Raw genomic sequence first — 16,519 nt, forward strand, 5'->3', positions numbered from 1 at the left:
ATTGTCGTCGTCGACATTTCACGGGTCGACATTCAACCGGCTCGTCGTGCCCGACAGCGGACGCGGCACCGAAGACGACACGCCTCGCGTGCTTCCAAAGAGAATTGTCACGGGAACGTGTCGAGACGGAGGGCCGACGCGGCGCGATCGCGCCGCGCGGCTGGGCGAACGACGCGCCGCCTGACGAGGCCCTCAGGCGTGTCCCGCCTCGCTCGACAGCATGCCGAGATGAATGCCGATCTTCTCCAGGGCGCGATCGTACTTGCGGTCGTTGTCGGCCCCGAAGATCAGGTCGGAATCGGCGGTGCAGTGCAGCCAGCCATTGGCCTGGATCTCGGTTTCGAGCTGGCCGGGTGCCCAGCCCGCATAGCCGAGCGCCAGCACGGCCGAGAGCGGGCCGTCGCCGCGGGCGATCGCCTTGAGGATATCGAGGGTGGCGGTCAGGCAGATTCCGTCGTCGATCGGCAGGGTCGAGTTCTCGATGAAGAAATCGGCCGAGTGCAGCACGAAACCGCGGCCGGTCTCCACCGGGCCGCCGCGCAGCACTTTCACGGAGCCGGCCCGTGGCGGCAGGATGATCAGGTCGGAGGCCGGGATCACCTCGAGCTGCACCAGCAGGTCCGCGAAATTGATGTTGGGGGCGGGCTGGTTGACGATGATGCCCATGGCCCCTTCCGACGAGTGCGCGCAGACATAGATCAGGCTGCGGGCGAAACGCTCGTCGCGCATGCTCGGCATCGCGATCAGCATCTGCCCGTCGAGGTAGCCCCGCCTGGTCTCGTGGTCCTCGCTGTCGCGGGTCTTGGCGGTCTTTCTTGCGGCTTTCATCGCTGTAAGACTACTCCGAGCGGCGCGGGTTCGGCAACGCATCGCGCCTGCGGTCCGCGGTAGCCGGCCTTGCTCACCGCCGGCTCGACGGCCGCCACGATACGACGAGACGAGAGACTGACGGATGAATGGACCGACATTGCGACGCCTCGCTTGCGCATTCGTGATCTTGCCCGCGCTGGCGGTGATCGCGCCGGCGGCGGACGGGCCGCCGTCCGCCTCGCCCTGGGACGGCGACGCCCGCGCCGCCGTTCGTCTCGTCGGCGGAACGCCGCCGCCCAGCGCCGCGTTCCTGATCGCCGGGGTGGAGATCCGTCTTGGTCCCGCGTGGAAGACGTATTGGCGGTACCCCGGGGATTCCGGCGTGCCGCCGCGCTTCGACTTCGCCGGCTCGGTCAACGTGAAGGCGGCGCGCCTGCGCTGGCCGGCGCCGATGCGCTTTGCGGACGGCGGCGGCACCGCCATCGGCTACGCCGGCCGGGTGATGTTCCCGGTGGAGGTGGAGCGCATCGATCCCGAAAAGCCTGCGACACTCTCGCTGGCGCTCGACTACGCCATCTGCGAGCGGCTGTGCGTGCCGGTCACCGCGCGGGCGCGCCTCGATCTGCCGGCCGGCGACAGCGAGGCAGCCGCGGTGGCGGCGGCCCGCGCCCGGGTGCCGGAGCGGACGGCGCTGGGTGACGGCGGCCCGCTCGCCATCCGCACCGTCACGGTCGCGGAGGCCGGACCGAAGCCGCGCCTCGTCGTCACGGTCGCGGCCCCGCCGGGGGTCGTGCCCGACCTGTTCGCCGAGGGGCCGACCGACGACTGGGCGCTGCCGGTCCCGGAGCCGGCCGGCGAGGGGCCGGACGGCACCCGGCGGTTCATGTTCGTCCTCGATGGCGTGCCGCCGCGCGCCGAATCGCGCGGTGCGACACTCAGGCTCACGCTGGTGGCGGGCGACCGCGCCATCGAGACGACGGCCCGGATCGACTGACCGCCCCGCCCGTGCGTCGCCGGCGCGCCCGGGGCGTGCCCGAAGCGCCGAAACCCTCTACAGTCTCCCGGCCGGCCGTGCCGGCACCCCCATTCATCGAGCAGCGCAGCGAGAGCGAGACACCCATGCCCATCCAGGTCGGCGACCGCATCCCCGAGGCCAAGTTCCGCATCCTGACCGAGAGCGGGCCGGCCTGGGCCACCACCGACGAGATCTTCAAGGGCAAGACCGTGGTGCTGTTCGCGGTGCCGGGCGCCTTCACGCCCACCTGCCATGCCAACCACCTGCCGGGCTTCCTCAAGCATGCCGACGCCATCAAGGCCAAGGGCGTCGACACCATCGCGGTGACCGCCGTCAACGACGTGTTCGTGATGACGGCCTGGAAGCAGGCGACCGGCGCCGACGGCAAGATCGAGTTCCTGGCCGACGGCAACGGCGACTTCGCCAAGGCAGTGGACATGACGCTCGACGTCACCGCCGGCGGCCTCGGCCTGCGCTCCAAGCGCTACGCCATGCTGGTCGAGGACGGCGTGGTGAAGACGCTGGCGGTCGAGCAGGAGCCCGGCAAGGCCGATCTCACCAGCGCCGACGCGATGCTGGCCGCGCTGTAGGGGTTTCGGCGGAGCGGGACCCGGCTCACGGTCGCGCCGTTGTCGGGCCCGCCTCGGCCGTGGCAGGGTGGGAGCGGGTCCCGCCCGCCCCGGAATGCATGGTGAGGCGGGCTCCACCCGGGAAATGCATGGTGAGGCGGGCTCCGCCCGCCCTGGAATGCAATGGTCTGGAGTGCATCGTCTTGACGAGTGTCGCGTCGCCATCCGCCCTGTCCGCCTCGCGCTGGCGCCGGCTCCAGGCCGCCACCGACGCGGTCCACCGGGCGCTCGACGCCCGCATCATGGCGGCCGATCCGTTCCGCGACCGCGACCGCTACGGCCGCTTCCTGGCCATGCAGCACGCCATCTTCCGCGATGTCGACGCGCTCTATGCCGATGCGGCGCTTCGCGCCGTCTTCCCCGATCTCGCCGAGCGCCGCCGCCTGCCGCTGGCCGAGCAGGATGCGGGCGATCTCGGCCTCTCCCTCGATCCGCCCCAGCCGGCCCTTTTGCCGCCGATCGATCCGCCGACCGGCATGGGGTGGCTCTACGTGGTCGAAGGCGCCGATCTCGGCTCGCCCTTCCTGCTCCAGGAGACCGCCAAGCTGGGCATCGACGAGAATTTCGGCGCCCGCCACATGCGCGGCCATCCGCAGGGGCGCGGCCTGCACTGGCGCCACTTCACCGAGGCGCTCGACGCCGCTCCGCTGAGTGAGGCCGAGGAGGCCCGCGTGGTCGCCGGCGCCGAGGCGGCCTTCGCCCGGGTGAACCGGCTGTTCGAGCGGGCCGGTCTCGCCACACCGGCGCCCTGAGGCTGCGTCTCTGCGTCGTCTTATCCCCACACCTCGGGCGGAACCGCTGCGGCCGCGAATAGTTACGACATATCAGTGACGTTCTCTCCGCCGCCGCGGTCGACCTCGTGGCGCATCATTGCGGTTCTTGAATACCCCCGAGGGTCTCGTGCTCGTCTTGGTGCTCCGTCCACTCGGCTGGCCGGTCGACTGCTCCCGCCGCCCCTGTCCTGGCTCCGTCGGGTCTGCGACCTGTCGCGCGTGGACGACCGCGGTGCTCACGAGGTGTCCATGAGCGCGCCGCCCGAGCATGCCGCAGGCGCGGCCGGCGCGGTGACGCCGGACTCGGCCACCGGGCTGCCTCCGGGCGCCAGCGCGGTCGACTGTGCGGCCGAGCCGATCCATGTGCCCGGCAGCATCCAGCCGCACGGCGCCCTGCTGGTGGTCGATCCCGAGACCCTGCGGGTGGTGCAGGCGGCCGTCGGGCCGGGCGGCGTCGCGGCGGTCGCCGGTGATCCGCTCGGCCAGCGTCTCGTCGACGTGCTGCCGACCAGTGCGGCGCCGCTGATCCGCGACCTGCCGGCCCGCCTGCCGGAGACCGGCGTCACCCATCTGGGAATGACGCGCACCGGCGACGCCGTGCACCACCTGCTGGGCCACCGGAGCGACGGCGCCCTGGTGATCGAGCTCGAGCGTGCGCTCGTCGGCGAGCCGGGCTCTTTCGACGAGGTGTATCCGCACGTCCGCGAGCTGATCGACGAGATCCACCGGGTCGGCGACATCGCGGCCCTGTCGGCGCTCGCAGCCCGCGCGGTGCGCCGCATCACCGGCCTCGACCGCGTGCTGATCTACCGCTTCGATGCCGACTGGAACGGCGAGGTGATGGCGGAGGACCGCAACGAGCGGCTGCCGTCCTATCTCGGCCTGCGCTTCCCGGCCGCCGACATCCCGGCGCAGGCGCGCGAGCTCTACCGCCTCAACCGCCTGCGGCTGATCGCCGCCGCCAGCTATGCGCCGACCCCGATCGTGCCGGCCGAAAACCCACTCACCGGCCGCCCCATCGACCTGGCTTTCTCGGTGCTGCGCAGCGTCTCTCCCGTGCACCTGGAATACATGCGCAACATGGGCACCGGCGCCTCGATGTCGATCTCGCTGATGCGCGGTGACCGGCTGTGGGGGCTGATCGCCTGCCACAACCGCGAGCCCGTCTCGGTGCCGTATCACGTCCGCACCGCCTGCGACTTCATCGGGCAGGTGCTGTCGCTCCAACTCGCCGCCACCGAGGCGTCGGCCACGGCCGACCGGCGCAACAAGTTGCGGGCGGTGCACAACCGCCTGCTGACCCGGATGGCGGCGGCCGAGCATCACGTCGATGGCCTGGTGGAGTCCGAGGAGGACCTGCTGGCGCTCGCCGGTGCCTCCGGGGCCGCCGTGGTGGCGGGCGGTACCGTCCTTCGTCTCGGCGCGACGCCGTCGGAGCGCGACGTGCTGCGGATCGTCGCGTGGCTGGCCGACCGCGAGCGCCTGGACGTAACGGCGACCGACAGCCTCGCCGACACCATGCCGGGTGGCGAGGCCCTGAAGGACACGGCGAGCGGCGTGCTCGCCATCTCGATCTCGCAGATCCACGACAGCTTCGTGCTGTGGTTCCGGCCCGAGGTGCTGCGCACGGTGACCTGGGGCGGTGACCCGCGCCGCCACGCCGAGCCGTCCGCCGACGGGCAGCGGCTGCATCCGCGCCGGTCGTTCGCGGCCTGGCAGGAGACGGTGCGGCTGCGTGCGCCGCCGTGGCAGCCGGCCGAGATCGACGCGGTGGTCGAGCTGCGCACCGCCATCATCGATATCGTGCTGCGCAAGGCGGAGGAGACCGCGGCGCTCTCCGACCGGCTCACCGCCATCAACAAGGAGCTGGAGGCGTTCTCCTACTCGGTCAGTCACGACCTGCGGGCGCCGTTCCGCCACATCGTCGGCTACGCGCAGCTTCTCAAGAAGTTCGAGGGCGACAAGCTGAGCGAGCGCGGCAATCGCTACATCGACACCATCGTCGAGTCGGCGATCTCGGCCGGCGAGCTGGTCGACGATCTGCTCGGCTTCTCGCAGATGGGGCGCGCCGCGCTCACTCCCGTGACCATCGACATGAACGCGCTGGTCGCCGATCTGCGCCGGCGCACCGAGGCGGACACCCACGGCCGGCGGGTCGAATGGCACGTCGCACCGCTGCCCGAGGCGCGGGCCGACCCGATGATGATCCGCCTGGCGATGCAGAACCTGATCGAGAACGCGGTGAAATTCTCGCGCGATCGTGACCCGGCCGTGATCGAGATCGCCGCCACCGAGACGCCCGACGAGACCATCTACCGGGTGCGTGACAACGGCGCCGGCTTCGACATGGCCTATGTGGGCAAGCTGTTCGGTGTGTTCCAGCGGCTGCACCGGGCCGAGGAGTTCGAGGGAACGGGAATTGGCCTCGCCAACGTGAAGCGGATCGCCGAGCGGCACGGCGGCCGGGTGTGGGCGGAGGGACGTGTCGACGGCGGTGCCACCCTCTTCTTCGCGTTACCGAAACGATGAGGCTGATTGCATGGCCGACCTGAAACCCATCCTGCTGGTCGAAGACAGCCCCAAGGACATCGAGCTGACCTTGGCGGCGCTCGAGCAGTGCCAGCTCGCCAATGGCGTGGTGATCGCCCGCGACGGTGCCGAGGCGCTCGACTACATGTTCGCGCGCGGTGCCTATGTGAGCCGCAACACCGCCGATCCGGTGGTGGTGCTCCTGGATCTCAAGCTGCCCAAGATCGACGGGCTCGAGGTGCTGGAGCAGATCAAGCGCGACCCGGCGCTGCGCCACACGCCGGTCGTCATGCTGACCTCGTCGCGCGAGGAGCGCGACCTGCTCCGGAGCTACAGCCTGGGGGTCAACGCCTTCGTGGTGAAGCCGGTGGGATTCGAGCAGTTCTTCCAGGCGATCCGTGATCTTGGCATGTTCTGGGCGGTGCTCAACGAGCCGCCCCCGCTCGGCGGCAGCCCGACGGGGGGATCGTGATCGGCGGGCGCGAGACGGAACGGGTCGTGCGGGTTCTGCATCTGGAGGACGACACGCTGGATGCCGGGCTGGTGCACGAGTTCCTGCGTCTCGGCGGGCTCGATTGCCGGATCGATCGGGTGTGGACGCGGGTCGACTACACCGAGGCGCTCGCCTCCGGTGGCTACGACATCGTGCTCGCCGACCATCAGCTTCCGGACTTCGATGGCGTCGCGGCGCTGGCGATCGCGCGGGCACGGGCGCCGGCGCTGCCCTTCATCTTCGTGTCGGGCGCCTTCGGCGAGGAGCTCGCCGTCGAGGCGATGCGCCACGGCGCCACCGACTATGTGGTCAAGCAGCGGCTGGAGCGGCTGCCCGCGGTGGTGCGCCGGGCGCTGGCCGAGGCGTCGGAGCGGATCGAGCGGGTGCGGGCCGAGGCGGCGTTGCGCGCCAGCGAGGAGCAGTTTCGCACGCTCGCCGACAACATCCATCAGTTCGCCTGGATGGCCGACGCCTCCGGCTCGATCTACTGGTACAACAGGCGCTGGTTCGACTACACCGGCACGACCTTCGAGACCGTGCGAGGCTGGGGCTGGCAGTGCGTCCATCATCCCGATCATCTCGACCGCGTGCTGCGTGAGTTCCGCCGCTGCGTCGAGACCGGGGAGCCGTGGGAGGACACCTTCCCGCTGCGCGGCGTCGATGGCGACTATCGCTGGTTCCTGTCGCGGGCGCGGCCGATCCGCGACGCCGACGGCCATATCGTCCGCTGGTTCGGCACCAACACCGACGTGACGGCGCAGCGCGAGGCGGAGGCGGCGCTGCGCCGCCTCAACGAGACGCTGGAGCAGCGCGTCGTCGATGCCATCACCGAGCGCGAGGCGATGCTCGCCAAGCTGCACGAGGCGCAGAAGCTGGAGACCATCGGCCACCTCACCGGCGGCTTCGCGCACGACTTCAACAATCTGCTGACCCCGATCATCGGCAATCTCGATCTTCTGCGCCGCCGGCTCGGCGACAACGACCGCGCCCAGCGTCTGATCGCCGGCGCCCTTCAGGGCGCCGAGCGGGCCAAGACGCTGGTGCAGCGGCTGCTCGCCTTCGCGCGCCGCCAGGTGCTGGAGCCGCGGCCGGTCGATGTCGGGCGTCTGGTCGAAGGCATGCGCGACTTCGTCGGCCGCTCGATCGGGCCGCAGATCCGGCTCGAGGTCGCCGTGCCGGCGGGCCTGCCGGCCGCGCGGGTCGATCCGACCCAGCTCGAGCTGGCGCTTCTCAATCTCGCCGTGAACGCCCGCGACGCCATGCCGGACGGCGGCACGCTCACCATCGCGGTCGATTGCGAGAGGGTCGGCCGCGACCACCCGTCGGGCTTGCGCCACGGCGACTTCCTGCGCGTCGCGGTCTCCGACACCGGGACCGGCATGAGCGCCGCGGTGCTGGCCCGCGCCATCGAGCCGTTCTACTCGACCAAGGAGATCGGGAAGGGCACCGGGCTCGGTCTGTCGATGGTGCACGGGCTGGCGGCCCAGTCGGGCGGCACGCTGACGCTGGCGAGCACGCCGGGCGCCGGCACCCGGGCCGAGATCTGGCTGCCGGTGGCGAGCGAGCAGGCCGAGACGCCGACCCCCTCGGCCCGGGACGAGCCGGTGCGCAGCCGGCCGGTGACCATCCTGCTGGTCGACGACGAGGCGCTGGTGCGGCTCACCACCGCCGGCATGCTGACCGATCTCGGCCACCAGGTGATCGAGGCCGCTTCCGGGGCCCAGGCGCTCGCATGCCTGGAGAGATTGTCCGACGGAGCCTGCCCGGATCTCGTCATCACCGACTTCCTGATGCCGGCGATGAACGGGGCCGAGCTCGCCCGCGAGATCCGGGCCCGCCATCCCGATCTGCCGATCCTGCTCGCCACCGGCTATGCCAGCCTGACCGGCAACGCCATGGCGGACCTGCCGCTGCTGCCGAAGCCGTTCCAGCAGGCCGAGCTCGCCGCCACCATCGCGCGGCTCATCGCCGGCCGGGCGGAGCGGCACCCGGCGTAACCCGTCGCGCCGCCGGCGGGCGGCGGCACCGGGCCGAGCCCTCGCCGGGGTTCCCTCGCCGACCCCCGCGCGCCTATATAGGGGCCGAACGGAGCCATCCATGACCGAAAAGATCCCCGTGACGGTCCTCACCGGCTACCTCGGTGCGGGCAAGACCACTCTTCTCAACCGCATCCTGTCGGAGCCGCACGGCTACCGCTTCGCCGTCATCGTCAACGAGTTCGGCGAGATCGGCATCGACAACGACCTCGTCGTCTCGGCCGACGAAGAGGTGTTCGAGATGAACAATGGCTGCCTGTGCTGCACGGTGCGGGGCGACCTCATCCGCATCATCGAGGGCCTGATGCGGCGGCGCGGCAAGTTCGACGCCATCGTGGTGGAGACCACCGGCCTCGCCGACCCGGCCCCGGTGGCGCAGACCTTCTTCGTCGACGCCGATGTCGGCCGCGCCGCCAAGCTCGACGCCGTGGTCACCGTCGCCGACGCCAAATGGCTGCGCGACCGCCTGAAGGACGCCCCCGAGGCGAAGAACCAGATCGCCTTCGCGGACGTCATCCTGCTCAACAAGACCGACCTCGTCGACGCCGACGCGCTCGCCGACGTCGAGGCCCATGTGCGCGCCATCAATCCCTACGCCAGGCTCCACCGCACCGAGCGTTGCGGCATCCCGATCGGCGAGGTCTTGGGGCGCAACGCCTTCGATCTCGACCGCATCCTGGAGATCGAGCCGGCCTTCCTGGAGGCCGACGGCCACGGCCATCATCACGATCATGATAATGCCCACGACCATCATCATGATCACGGGCATGGCCACGATCACGATCACCACGGTCATGATCACGACGCCGGCCAGAGCGGCCTGAAGCACTATCACGACGAGCACATCCAGTCGCTCGCCCTCGACACGACGCAGCCGCTCGACCCGGAGAAGTTCTTTCCCTGGATTCAGAAGCTGGTCGCCGAGGAAGGCCCGAAGATCCTGCGCTGCAAGGGCATCCTGGCGTTCAAGGACGATCCCGACCGCTTCGTGTTCCAGGGCGTCCACATGATCCTCGACGGCGACCACCAGCGCCCCTGGCGCGACGACGAGGAGCGCCGCAGCCGCCTGGTGTTCATCGGCCGCGAGCTGCCGGTGGATCTGATCAGGACGGGCTTCGAGGCGAGCAAGGCGTGAGCCGGCGATGACCGACACCACATCTCCATCCGCCTCGCTGGCCGATCGCACCCACACGATCGCGGCCGGCGGTCCAGTGGTGGCGATCGCGTTTCTCGGACCCAAGGGACGCGAGACCGCCGCCTTCGCGCTCGGCGAGGAGACCGTGCTGCTGGTCGATCCGGCCGGCACCGAGCGGCACGTCACGGCGCATCGCGGCGGCATCCTGTCAGCGGCCGCCGACGGCACGCGGCTCGTCACGGGCGGCGACGACGGCCGCATCGTCTCCACTGCGGCGGACGGCACCACGACCGAGATCGCCACCGATCCGAAGCGGCGCTGGATCGACCAGGTCGCGGTGCATCGCGACGGCGTCGTCGCCTGGTCGGCCGGCAAGCAGGTGTTCGTGAAGCCCGCCAAGGGCGAGCTGCGCTCCACCGAGGTGGCCTCGACGGTCGGCGGCCTCGCCTTCGCGCCCAAGGGCCTGCGGCTCGCGATCGCCCACTACAACGGCGCCTCCCTGTGGTTCCCCAACGCCGCGGCGCCGCCCGAGCGGCTGGAGTGGAAGGGCTCGCACCTCGCCGTCACCTTCAGCCCCGACGGCCGCTTCCTGGTCACCGCCATGCAGGAGCCCACCCTGCACGGCTGGCGGCTCGCCGACGGCAAGCACATGCGGATGTCCGGCTACGCCAACAAGGTGCGCGCGATGTCGTGGACCGGCGATGGCCGCGCATTGGCCACCGCGGGCGCCGACACGCTGGTGATCTGGCCGTTCGCCGGCAAGGACGGGCCGATGGGCCAGCAGCCGCGCCTGCTGGCACCGACCGACACGCTGGTGACCGCGGTGGCCTGCCATCCGGCCGAGCCGGTGGCGGCCGTCGGCTATGCCAACGGCATGGTGCTGCTGACGCGGCTGGAGGATGGCGCCGAGATCGTCGTTCGCCGGCCCGGCGCCGCGCCGGTCTCGGCCCTCGCCTGGACGGCAGCCGGCAGCCGGCTCGGCTTCGGCACCGAGGACGGCGCCGCCGGGCTGCTGGCCCTGTAGGCCCGGCGACCGACGCAACGCGCGGCCGGCGCGGCCGCGTTACGGATACGCGCCGGCAGGCGCCACCGGCGCGTCCGGCAGGCCGAGCTCGTCGAGCGCCCGACGCACCAGCCCGGACGCCTTCGCGTCCTCGACGAAGGCGCTGACCAGCCCGACCGCCCGCAGCCGCCCCCTGGGCACCGCCACCGCCGTGGTGGTGGTGAAGAACGTGCCGTCGAGAATGCGCGAGCCCTCGATCAGCGAGGCGACGGCGCGGAGCGATTCGCGGCCGAGCGCGATCACGTCGGCGCTGCCGCCATGCATGAGAGCGACGGCGTCGTCGGGGCTGGCGACCGTGATGTGGGTGGCGCGCGGCGAGGCGCGCAGCGAGCCGCGCAGGGCGGCCCCGCCCGCCAGCCCGACGATCCGCACGCCCGGCGCATCGGCGTCGCCCACCCGCTTGACGGGCGATCCGGCCGGGACCAGGTAGGCGCAGTTGAGGATGTGATAGGCGGCGCCGAACGTGACCGCCCTGCGGCGCTCGTCGTCGGCCGGCAGCAAGGTGACGTCCCACATGCCGCAGCCCGCCGTCAGCTCGATCTCGCCGACCCCGAGAAACGGCACGATGTCGAGCGGCAGGGCGAGCGAATCGGCCAGCGCCTGGAACAGCACAACCGGCACGCCGCGCAAGCCGCCACTCTCCGGATCGCGCACCGCCGCGAAGGCAGAGGGCGCGAGGCCGACCACCATGGCGACGCGCAGGCGGCCGGTCGGGGCCAGCTCGTCGACCGCGGTCGGCTCGCCGGCGCCGGTAGCCTGCGCGAGCAGATCGGCCGCGGTGGTCGTCGGCAGCATTCGGCTGCCCGTCAGGTCGGCCCTTTCGTTGCAATTCATCTCGGCTCTACAGGATGGTGCCCTGACCCGTCCGACCACCGAACCGAAAAGCACCGGGCCGCAACCAGCGAACCGTGGACGCGCCGTCCGGTGGAGCCTCGCCGCTCGCGGCCGGGGCCGCCACGGTCCGAGTCCCAACGGCCGAGACGCCGCAGCTCAAGTCATCACGGTGCAGATCATCATGGTCCAAGTCGTCACGCTGCAAGTCGTCACGTTACAGGTCGTCACGCTACAAGTCGTTGCGGTCCACGGTGGACGGCAGGTCGGGCAATGAAAATCGATGGGTGAAGCACTTGGTCTCGTATCGAGATCGATCGGCTCGTCCGGTCGCAGTCGGCCCTCCCTTGCCGGCGGCGCGACGCGCCGCTGCCCCGTGCCCGCGCAGACGGTCCATGTCCCTCACCGAGCAGCTCGTGCCGAGCAGCTCGCGTGAACCGATCCGCGACCCGACGCGCCGGGTGCGGTCGGGTGGACCGCGACGCAGTGACGTTCCACTATGACACGGTTCCGTCACGAGGACGACTAGTCCGTGTAAACCCCTTTCGGGGTATCCTCGCGACTCCACGCCGCATCCGGCGCGCCCCGGCGCCCGGCGCGGTGGCCGGTCGTCCTTCCACGAGACCGCCCCTCCGCGATCATCCTTCGGAGCGATTGTCCTTCGGGGGCGATCGCTCGGGTCCATGGCGGGGACGAGGCCGGCGGCCGCGTGCCACCCGTGCGGTCCCTTCGGTTCGGAATCACCATGCGCTTCCCTGCCCCCCTGATCCCGGCCACGCTGGTGCGCCGTTACAAGCGGTTTCTGGCCGACGTCGCATTGCCCGACGGAACCGTCGTGACCGCTCATGTGGCCAATCCGGGCAGCATGCTGGGCCTGGCGGTGCCCGGCGTCCGGGTGTGGCTGTCGCGCTCCGACAAGCCGGGCCGCAAGCTCCCGTGGTCGTGGGAGCTGGTCGAGGTCGACCTCGGCGCCGGGCCGGAGCTGGTCGGGGTCAACACGGCGCATCCCAACGGGATCGGGGCGGCCGCCATCCTGGCGGGGCAGATCCCGGCGCTCGCCGGCTACCCGGGGCTGCGGCGCGAGGTGCGCTACGGGGCGGCGTCGCGCTGCGACCTGCTGCTGGAGGGGCCCGGCCGGCCGCCCTGCTGGGTCGAGATCAAGAGCGTGACCCTGATGCGGCGGCCTGGCCTCGCCGAGTTCCCGGACGCCCGCACGACCCGCGGCGCCCGCCATCTCGACGAGCTGGCCGGGCGGGTCGCGGCCGGCGAGCGGGCCGTGATGCTGTTCCTGGTGCAGATCGGCTCGGCCGCCCGGTTCGACATCGCCCGCGACATCGACCCGGCCTACGGGCTGGCGTTCGACCGGGCGCGGGACGCGGGCGTGGAGGCGATCGCCGCCCGCTGCGCGGTCACGCTGGACGGGATCGCGGTCGCGGGCCCGGTTCCGGTCGCCGCGCCGTGACGATTGATTCGGCGCCGCAAATGCCTAGATTTGGGCCATCCGCGACGAGGCCCGAGACCTGATGACCTATATCGATGCGGCGGCCGCACCGCTGCGCAAGAACGGACAGATCAAGATCTACGGCCCGGAGGCGTTCGAGGGCATGCGCAAGGCGGGCCAGCTCGTCGCCCGCTGCCTCGACATGCTGGTGCCCGAGGTCCAGCCCGGCGTGCCGACCGATCGCATCGACCGGCTGGTGTTCGAGTTCGCCATGGACCACGGCGCCTATCCGGCGACGCTGATGTACCGCGGCTACCCGCGCTCCACCTGCACCTCCATCAACCATGTGGTGTGCCACGGCATTCCCAACGACAAGCCGCTGCGCGAGGGCGACATCGTCAATGTCGACGTCACCCTGATCCTCGACGGCTGGCACGGTGATTCGAGCCGGATGTACGGGGTCGGCGAGATCCCCCGCAAGGCCGAGCGGCTGATCGAGGTCACCTTCGAGTCGATGAACCGCGGCATCGCGGCGATCCGCCCCGGCGCCACCGCGGGCGACATCGGCTTCGCCATCGAGAGCTTCGTCGAGGGCCACAACATGAGCGTGGTCCGCGATTTCTGCGGCCACGGCCTCGGCCGGCTGTTCCACGACGAGCCCAACATCGTGCACGCCGGCCGCCGCGGCGAGGGCGTGCCGCTGCGCGCCGGGATGCTGTTCACGGTGGAGCCGATGATCAATCTCGGCCGGCCGCACGTGAAGGTCTTGTCCGACGGCTGGACCGCCGTCACCCGCGACCGCTCGCTGTCGGCGCAGTTCGAGCACACCGTCGGGGTCACCGAGACCGGCGTCGAGGTGTTCACCTACTCGCCCATGGGGCTCGACAAGCCGCCGGTGATCTCCGGCCGGCACTGAGCACCGGGCCGGATCACGCCGGATCAGGCGGGCTCGCGCCAGAACAGCGCCACCACGGTCGCCATCCCGGTGATCACCGCCACCACCATGGCGACCGTCGCGGGCCAGCCGCCGGCCGCCCAGGCGAGACCCGGCAGCGACGCCCCGGCGCTGCCGCCCACATAGAACACCGTCATGTAGAGGCCGACCGCCGACGAGCGGCCGACCGTGGCCGTCGCCGTGACGGCGCCGGTCGACACGCCCTGGCACATCATCCCGCAGGTGGCGCACAGGGTGAGGCCGAGCAGGATGCTCCACAGCGGCCCGGTGAGCAGCAGCAGGGCCCCCGCCACCCACACGGCCAGCACGCCCAGCACGAAGCGCCGCCGGCCGAAGACGGCGACGGCGCGGCCGATCAGCGGCACCGTCACCGAGCCGGCCAGGAAGGTGAAGAACACCATGCCGAGCATCGCCGGCGTGAAGAAGTACGGCGCCGCCGCCAGATGGAAGTTCACATAGGTGAACACCGCCATGAAGTTGAACAGCACGCCGAAGCCGACGGCGTAGATCGGCACCAGGCGCGGATCGACCACGTGGCGCACCATCTGGCGCAGCGAGGCCATCACACCTTCGGAGCGAACGAAGTGCCGCTCACGCGGCATCATCACGGCGAACGCCGCCGCGCACGCGACGGTGATGAGCGCCAGCGTGCCGATGGCGGGCCGCCAGCCGACGAGGTCGGTGAGCAGGCCCGGAATGAGCCGCCCCGAGAAGCCGCCGAGGCTGGAGCCCATCATGTAGATGCCGGCGACGCCCGGCACCTCGGCGGGCGGCCACTCGTCGCCCACATAGGCGAGCGCGGTGGTGAACACCGGCGGCAGCGCCAGCCCCTGCACGAAGCGCCAGGCGATGATCTCGCGCACATCGGCGGCGAGCGCCACCATCAGGGTCGGCAGCGCCACCGCCAGCATGGCGATGACGATCACCCGCTTGCGGCCGAGGAGATCCGCGATGGCGCTGGTGAACGGTCCGGTAAGGGCGATCGAGAAGGTACCGGCCGTCATCACGGCGCTGATCTCGGCGGCGGTCACGCCGAAGTTCTGGGCGAGCGCCGGCAGCAGGGCCTGCGGGGCGTAGAGATTGAGGAAGGCGCAGTATCCCGCGAGGGCGACGCCGACGCGGCGGGGGTCGATGGTCATGCGAAGGCTGTTCCGGATCGGGGCTTACAATGATGGCACGGCGGGCATGGCCGCGTCGCGAGTCGCCGGCAGCAGGACGGCGGCGCGCGCCCGCGTCTCGGCCGGCGTTCCTCCAGCGTCCACCACGGGCCAATCGAGGCGGCCGAGATCGTAGCTGTCCTGGCGACGGGCGACCGCCGCGTCGGCATCCGACGCATCGGCCCGGCGGCCGTCGACCCGTGCCAGCCGGGTGGCGAGATCGGCGACGAGGAACAGGCCGCGGAACGGCACGCCGGCCTCACGCGCCGCGGCCGCGATCGCGTCGCGCTCAGCGGGCGTGGCGAACACCGCGTCGGCCACCACGCCGTGGCCGGCCGCGAGCGCCCGCCCGGCCCGGGCGACGAGCTCGGCATAGACGCGCGCGGTCGTCTCCGCCGTGTAGGCGTCCGCCGGCAGCCGGGTGGTCTCGCCGACGCCGGCGAGCACCTTGCGCAGCACGTCGGAGCGCAGCACCACCGCCCCGGGCGCCGGCAGGAGGTCGGGCGCCAGCGCCCGCGCCAGCACCGACTTGCCGGTGCCCGACAGCCCGCCGACCGCGACCAGCATCGGCGGTGGCGGCGCGATCAGGGCACAGGCGAGGGCGAAATAGGTGCGCGCCGCCGCGTCGCGGGCGGCCGCGCGGCCGGCGGGCACCGGCTTCGCCGCCGTCACCTTGGCCCGGATGGCGGCGCGCAGCGACAGGAACAGCGGCAGCGCCGCGAGCGCGTCGAGATCCTCCACCCGCCCGGTCTCGGCGAGCCAGCGGTCGAGCACCGCATGGGCGGCGGCGCACAGGCCGCGCTCCCACAGGTCCATCAGCAGGAAGGCGAGGTCGTAGAGGACGTCGCCGGAGGCGACCAGCGGGTCGAACTCGAGCGCGTCGAACGGCACCGGCCGGTCGTCGATCAGCGCGATGTTGCCGAGATGGAGGTCGCCATGGCCACGCCGCACCAGCCCGGCCGCGCCGCGCGCCGCGAGCAGCGGCGTCAGCCGGTGGAGCGCCGCCGCGGCGGCCCGCGTCAGCCGCTCGGCGGCGGCCGCGTCGAACAGCTCGGGCCGCTCCGCGAAGGCGGCGGCATTCTGGGCCACATAGTCGCCGAGCGCCGCGATCCACGGCGCGGCGTCGACCACCGGGGCGCGGGCATGGGCGGCCGCCACCACACGCCCGAGCGTGTCGGCGAGATCGAGGCCGATGCCGTCGCGGTCGGCGACAAGATCGAGAGTGCGGGTCTCGTCGAAGCGCTCCATCACCACGACCCACTCGACCGGCTCGCCGGTGCCGCCGAAGGCGAGCTGGCCGTCCGCCTCGCGGGTGATGGCGACGACGCCGCGATAGAGCTCCGGCGCGAACGGCCGGTTGGCGACGATCTCGGCCTCGCAGGCGGCCCGGCGGCGGTCGAGCGTCGAGAAGTCGAGGAACGGGAAGCGCACCGCCCACTTGATCTTGTAGGCGCGAGCGCCAGCCAGAACCACCACCGCCGCATGGGTGTCGATGCGAACGACGGCGGTCCCGCCGTGGGTGGACGGGTCCATCAGGAACGCCAGCACGGAGTCCTGCGCAGTGTCCGGCCGATCGGGGCGGCGGCTGCTCATCGATGCGTGCGGCTCCTTTCGGGACGCCGGCGGCCCTGCCGCGACGCCGCAACAGCGCG

At 71.6% G+C, this 16,519-nt stretch carries 14 protein-coding genes; 10 read left to right on the top strand and 4 right to left on the bottom strand.

The annotated features are described in order from the left end of the window. Positions 1–192: 192 nt before the first annotated feature. Positions 193–828, bottom strand: a complete 636-nt coding sequence (locus ACFQUV_RS17680) for a YqgE/AlgH family protein (RefSeq protein ID WP_111388554.1) — start codon at positions 826–828, stop codon at positions 193–195. 163 nt (positions 829–991) lie between these two features. On the opposite strand from ACFQUV_RS17680, the gene ACFQUV_RS17685 reads away from it, so the two are divergent. From ACFQUV_RS17685 to ACFQUV_RS17720, 8 genes are all read left to right on the top strand, one after another. Beyond that, positions 992–1,804 carry a protein-disulfide reductase DsbD domain-containing protein gene (locus tag ACFQUV_RS17685; RefSeq protein ID WP_244601510.1) on the top strand — a complete coding sequence of 271 codons (813 nt, stop codon included), beginning with the start codon at positions 992–994 and terminating at the stop codon, positions 1,802–1,804. A gap of 125 nt (positions 1,805–1,929) precedes the next feature. Further along, positions 1,930–2,415, top strand: a complete 486-nt coding sequence (locus tag ACFQUV_RS17690; protein ID WP_129608405.1) for a peroxiredoxin — start codon at positions 1,930–1,932, stop codon at positions 2,413–2,415. A gap of 182 nt (positions 2,416–2,597) precedes the next feature. Beyond that, positions 2,598–3,206: a biliverdin-producing heme oxygenase gene (locus ACFQUV_RS17695; RefSeq protein WP_244601509.1), complete on the top strand. Its 609-nt coding sequence runs from the start codon at positions 2,598–2,600 to the stop codon at positions 3,204–3,206. 270 nt (positions 3,207–3,476) lie between these two features. Continuing rightward, positions 3,477–5,756, top strand: a complete 2,280-nt coding sequence (locus tag ACFQUV_RS17700) for an ATP-binding protein (protein WP_129608403.1) — start codon at positions 3,477–3,479, stop codon at positions 5,754–5,756. Positions 5,757–5,766: 10 nt separating this feature from the next. Further along, positions 5,767–6,228 (top strand): response regulator, encoded by a 462-nt coding sequence (locus ACFQUV_RS17705; protein WP_111387165.1) that lies wholly within the window; start codon positions 5,767–5,769, stop codon positions 6,226–6,228. 26 nt (positions 6,229–6,254) lie between these two features. Beyond that, complete coding sequence (locus tag ACFQUV_RS17710) at positions 6,255–8,246, top strand: response regulator (protein WP_129608402.1); 1,992 nt, start codon at positions 6,255–6,257, stop codon at positions 8,244–8,246. A 100-nt stretch (positions 8,247–8,346) separates the two neighbouring features. Continuing rightward, positions 8,347–9,420: a GTP-binding protein gene (locus tag ACFQUV_RS17715; protein ID WP_129608401.1), complete on the top strand. Its 1,074-nt coding sequence runs from the start codon at positions 8,347–8,349 to the stop codon at positions 9,418–9,420. Positions 9,421–9,427: 7 nt separating this feature from the next. Continuing rightward, the gene (locus ACFQUV_RS17720; protein ID WP_129608400.1) at positions 9,428–10,444 is read left to right on the top strand and encodes a WD40 repeat domain-containing protein; all 1,017 of its coding nucleotides are present in this window, start codon (positions 9,428–9,430) and stop codon (positions 10,442–10,444) included. A gap of 39 nt (positions 10,445–10,483) precedes the next feature. Here the strand turns inward: ACFQUV_RS17720 and ACFQUV_RS17725 are convergent, their stop codons facing one another. Further along, positions 10,484–11,278 carry a transporter substrate-binding domain-containing protein gene (locus ACFQUV_RS17725; protein WP_165363824.1) on the bottom strand — a complete coding sequence of 265 codons (795 nt, stop codon included), beginning with the start codon at positions 11,276–11,278 and terminating at the stop codon, positions 10,484–10,486. A 781-nt stretch (positions 11,279–12,059) separates the two neighbouring features. Here ACFQUV_RS17725 and sfsA point away from each other — a divergent pair. Next, complete coding sequence (gene sfsA, locus ACFQUV_RS17730) at positions 12,060–12,776, top strand: DNA/RNA nuclease SfsA (protein ID WP_129608398.1); 717 nt, start codon at positions 12,060–12,062, stop codon at positions 12,774–12,776. Between the two features lie 61 nt (positions 12,777–12,837). Further along, on the top strand, positions 12,838–13,671 hold the full coding sequence (map, locus tag ACFQUV_RS17735) for a type I methionyl aminopeptidase (RefSeq protein ID WP_111385880.1): 834 nt from the start codon (positions 12,838–12,840) through the stop codon (positions 13,669–13,671). Between the two features lie 23 nt (positions 13,672–13,694). On the opposite strand, the gene ACFQUV_RS17740 is transcribed toward map, so the two are convergent. Both ACFQUV_RS17740 and ACFQUV_RS17745 read right to left on the bottom strand, forming a co-directional pair. Next, the gene (locus ACFQUV_RS17740) at positions 13,695–14,849 is read right to left on the bottom strand and encodes an MFS transporter (RefSeq protein WP_129608397.1); all 1,155 of its coding nucleotides are present in this window, start codon (positions 14,847–14,849) and stop codon (positions 13,695–13,697) included. A gap of 24 nt (positions 14,850–14,873) precedes the next feature. Continuing rightward, the gene (locus tag ACFQUV_RS17745) at positions 14,874–16,460 is read right to left on the bottom strand and encodes an AAA family ATPase (RefSeq protein ID WP_129608396.1); all 1,587 of its coding nucleotides are present in this window, start codon (positions 16,458–16,460) and stop codon (positions 14,874–14,876) included. Positions 16,461–16,519 lie beyond the last annotated feature (59 nt).

The organism is Rhodoplanes sp. P11 (assembly GCF_964266735.1).
Lineage (GTDB): Bacteria > Pseudomonadota > Alphaproteobacteria > Rhizobiales > Xanthobacteraceae > Rhodoplanes > Rhodoplanes serenus.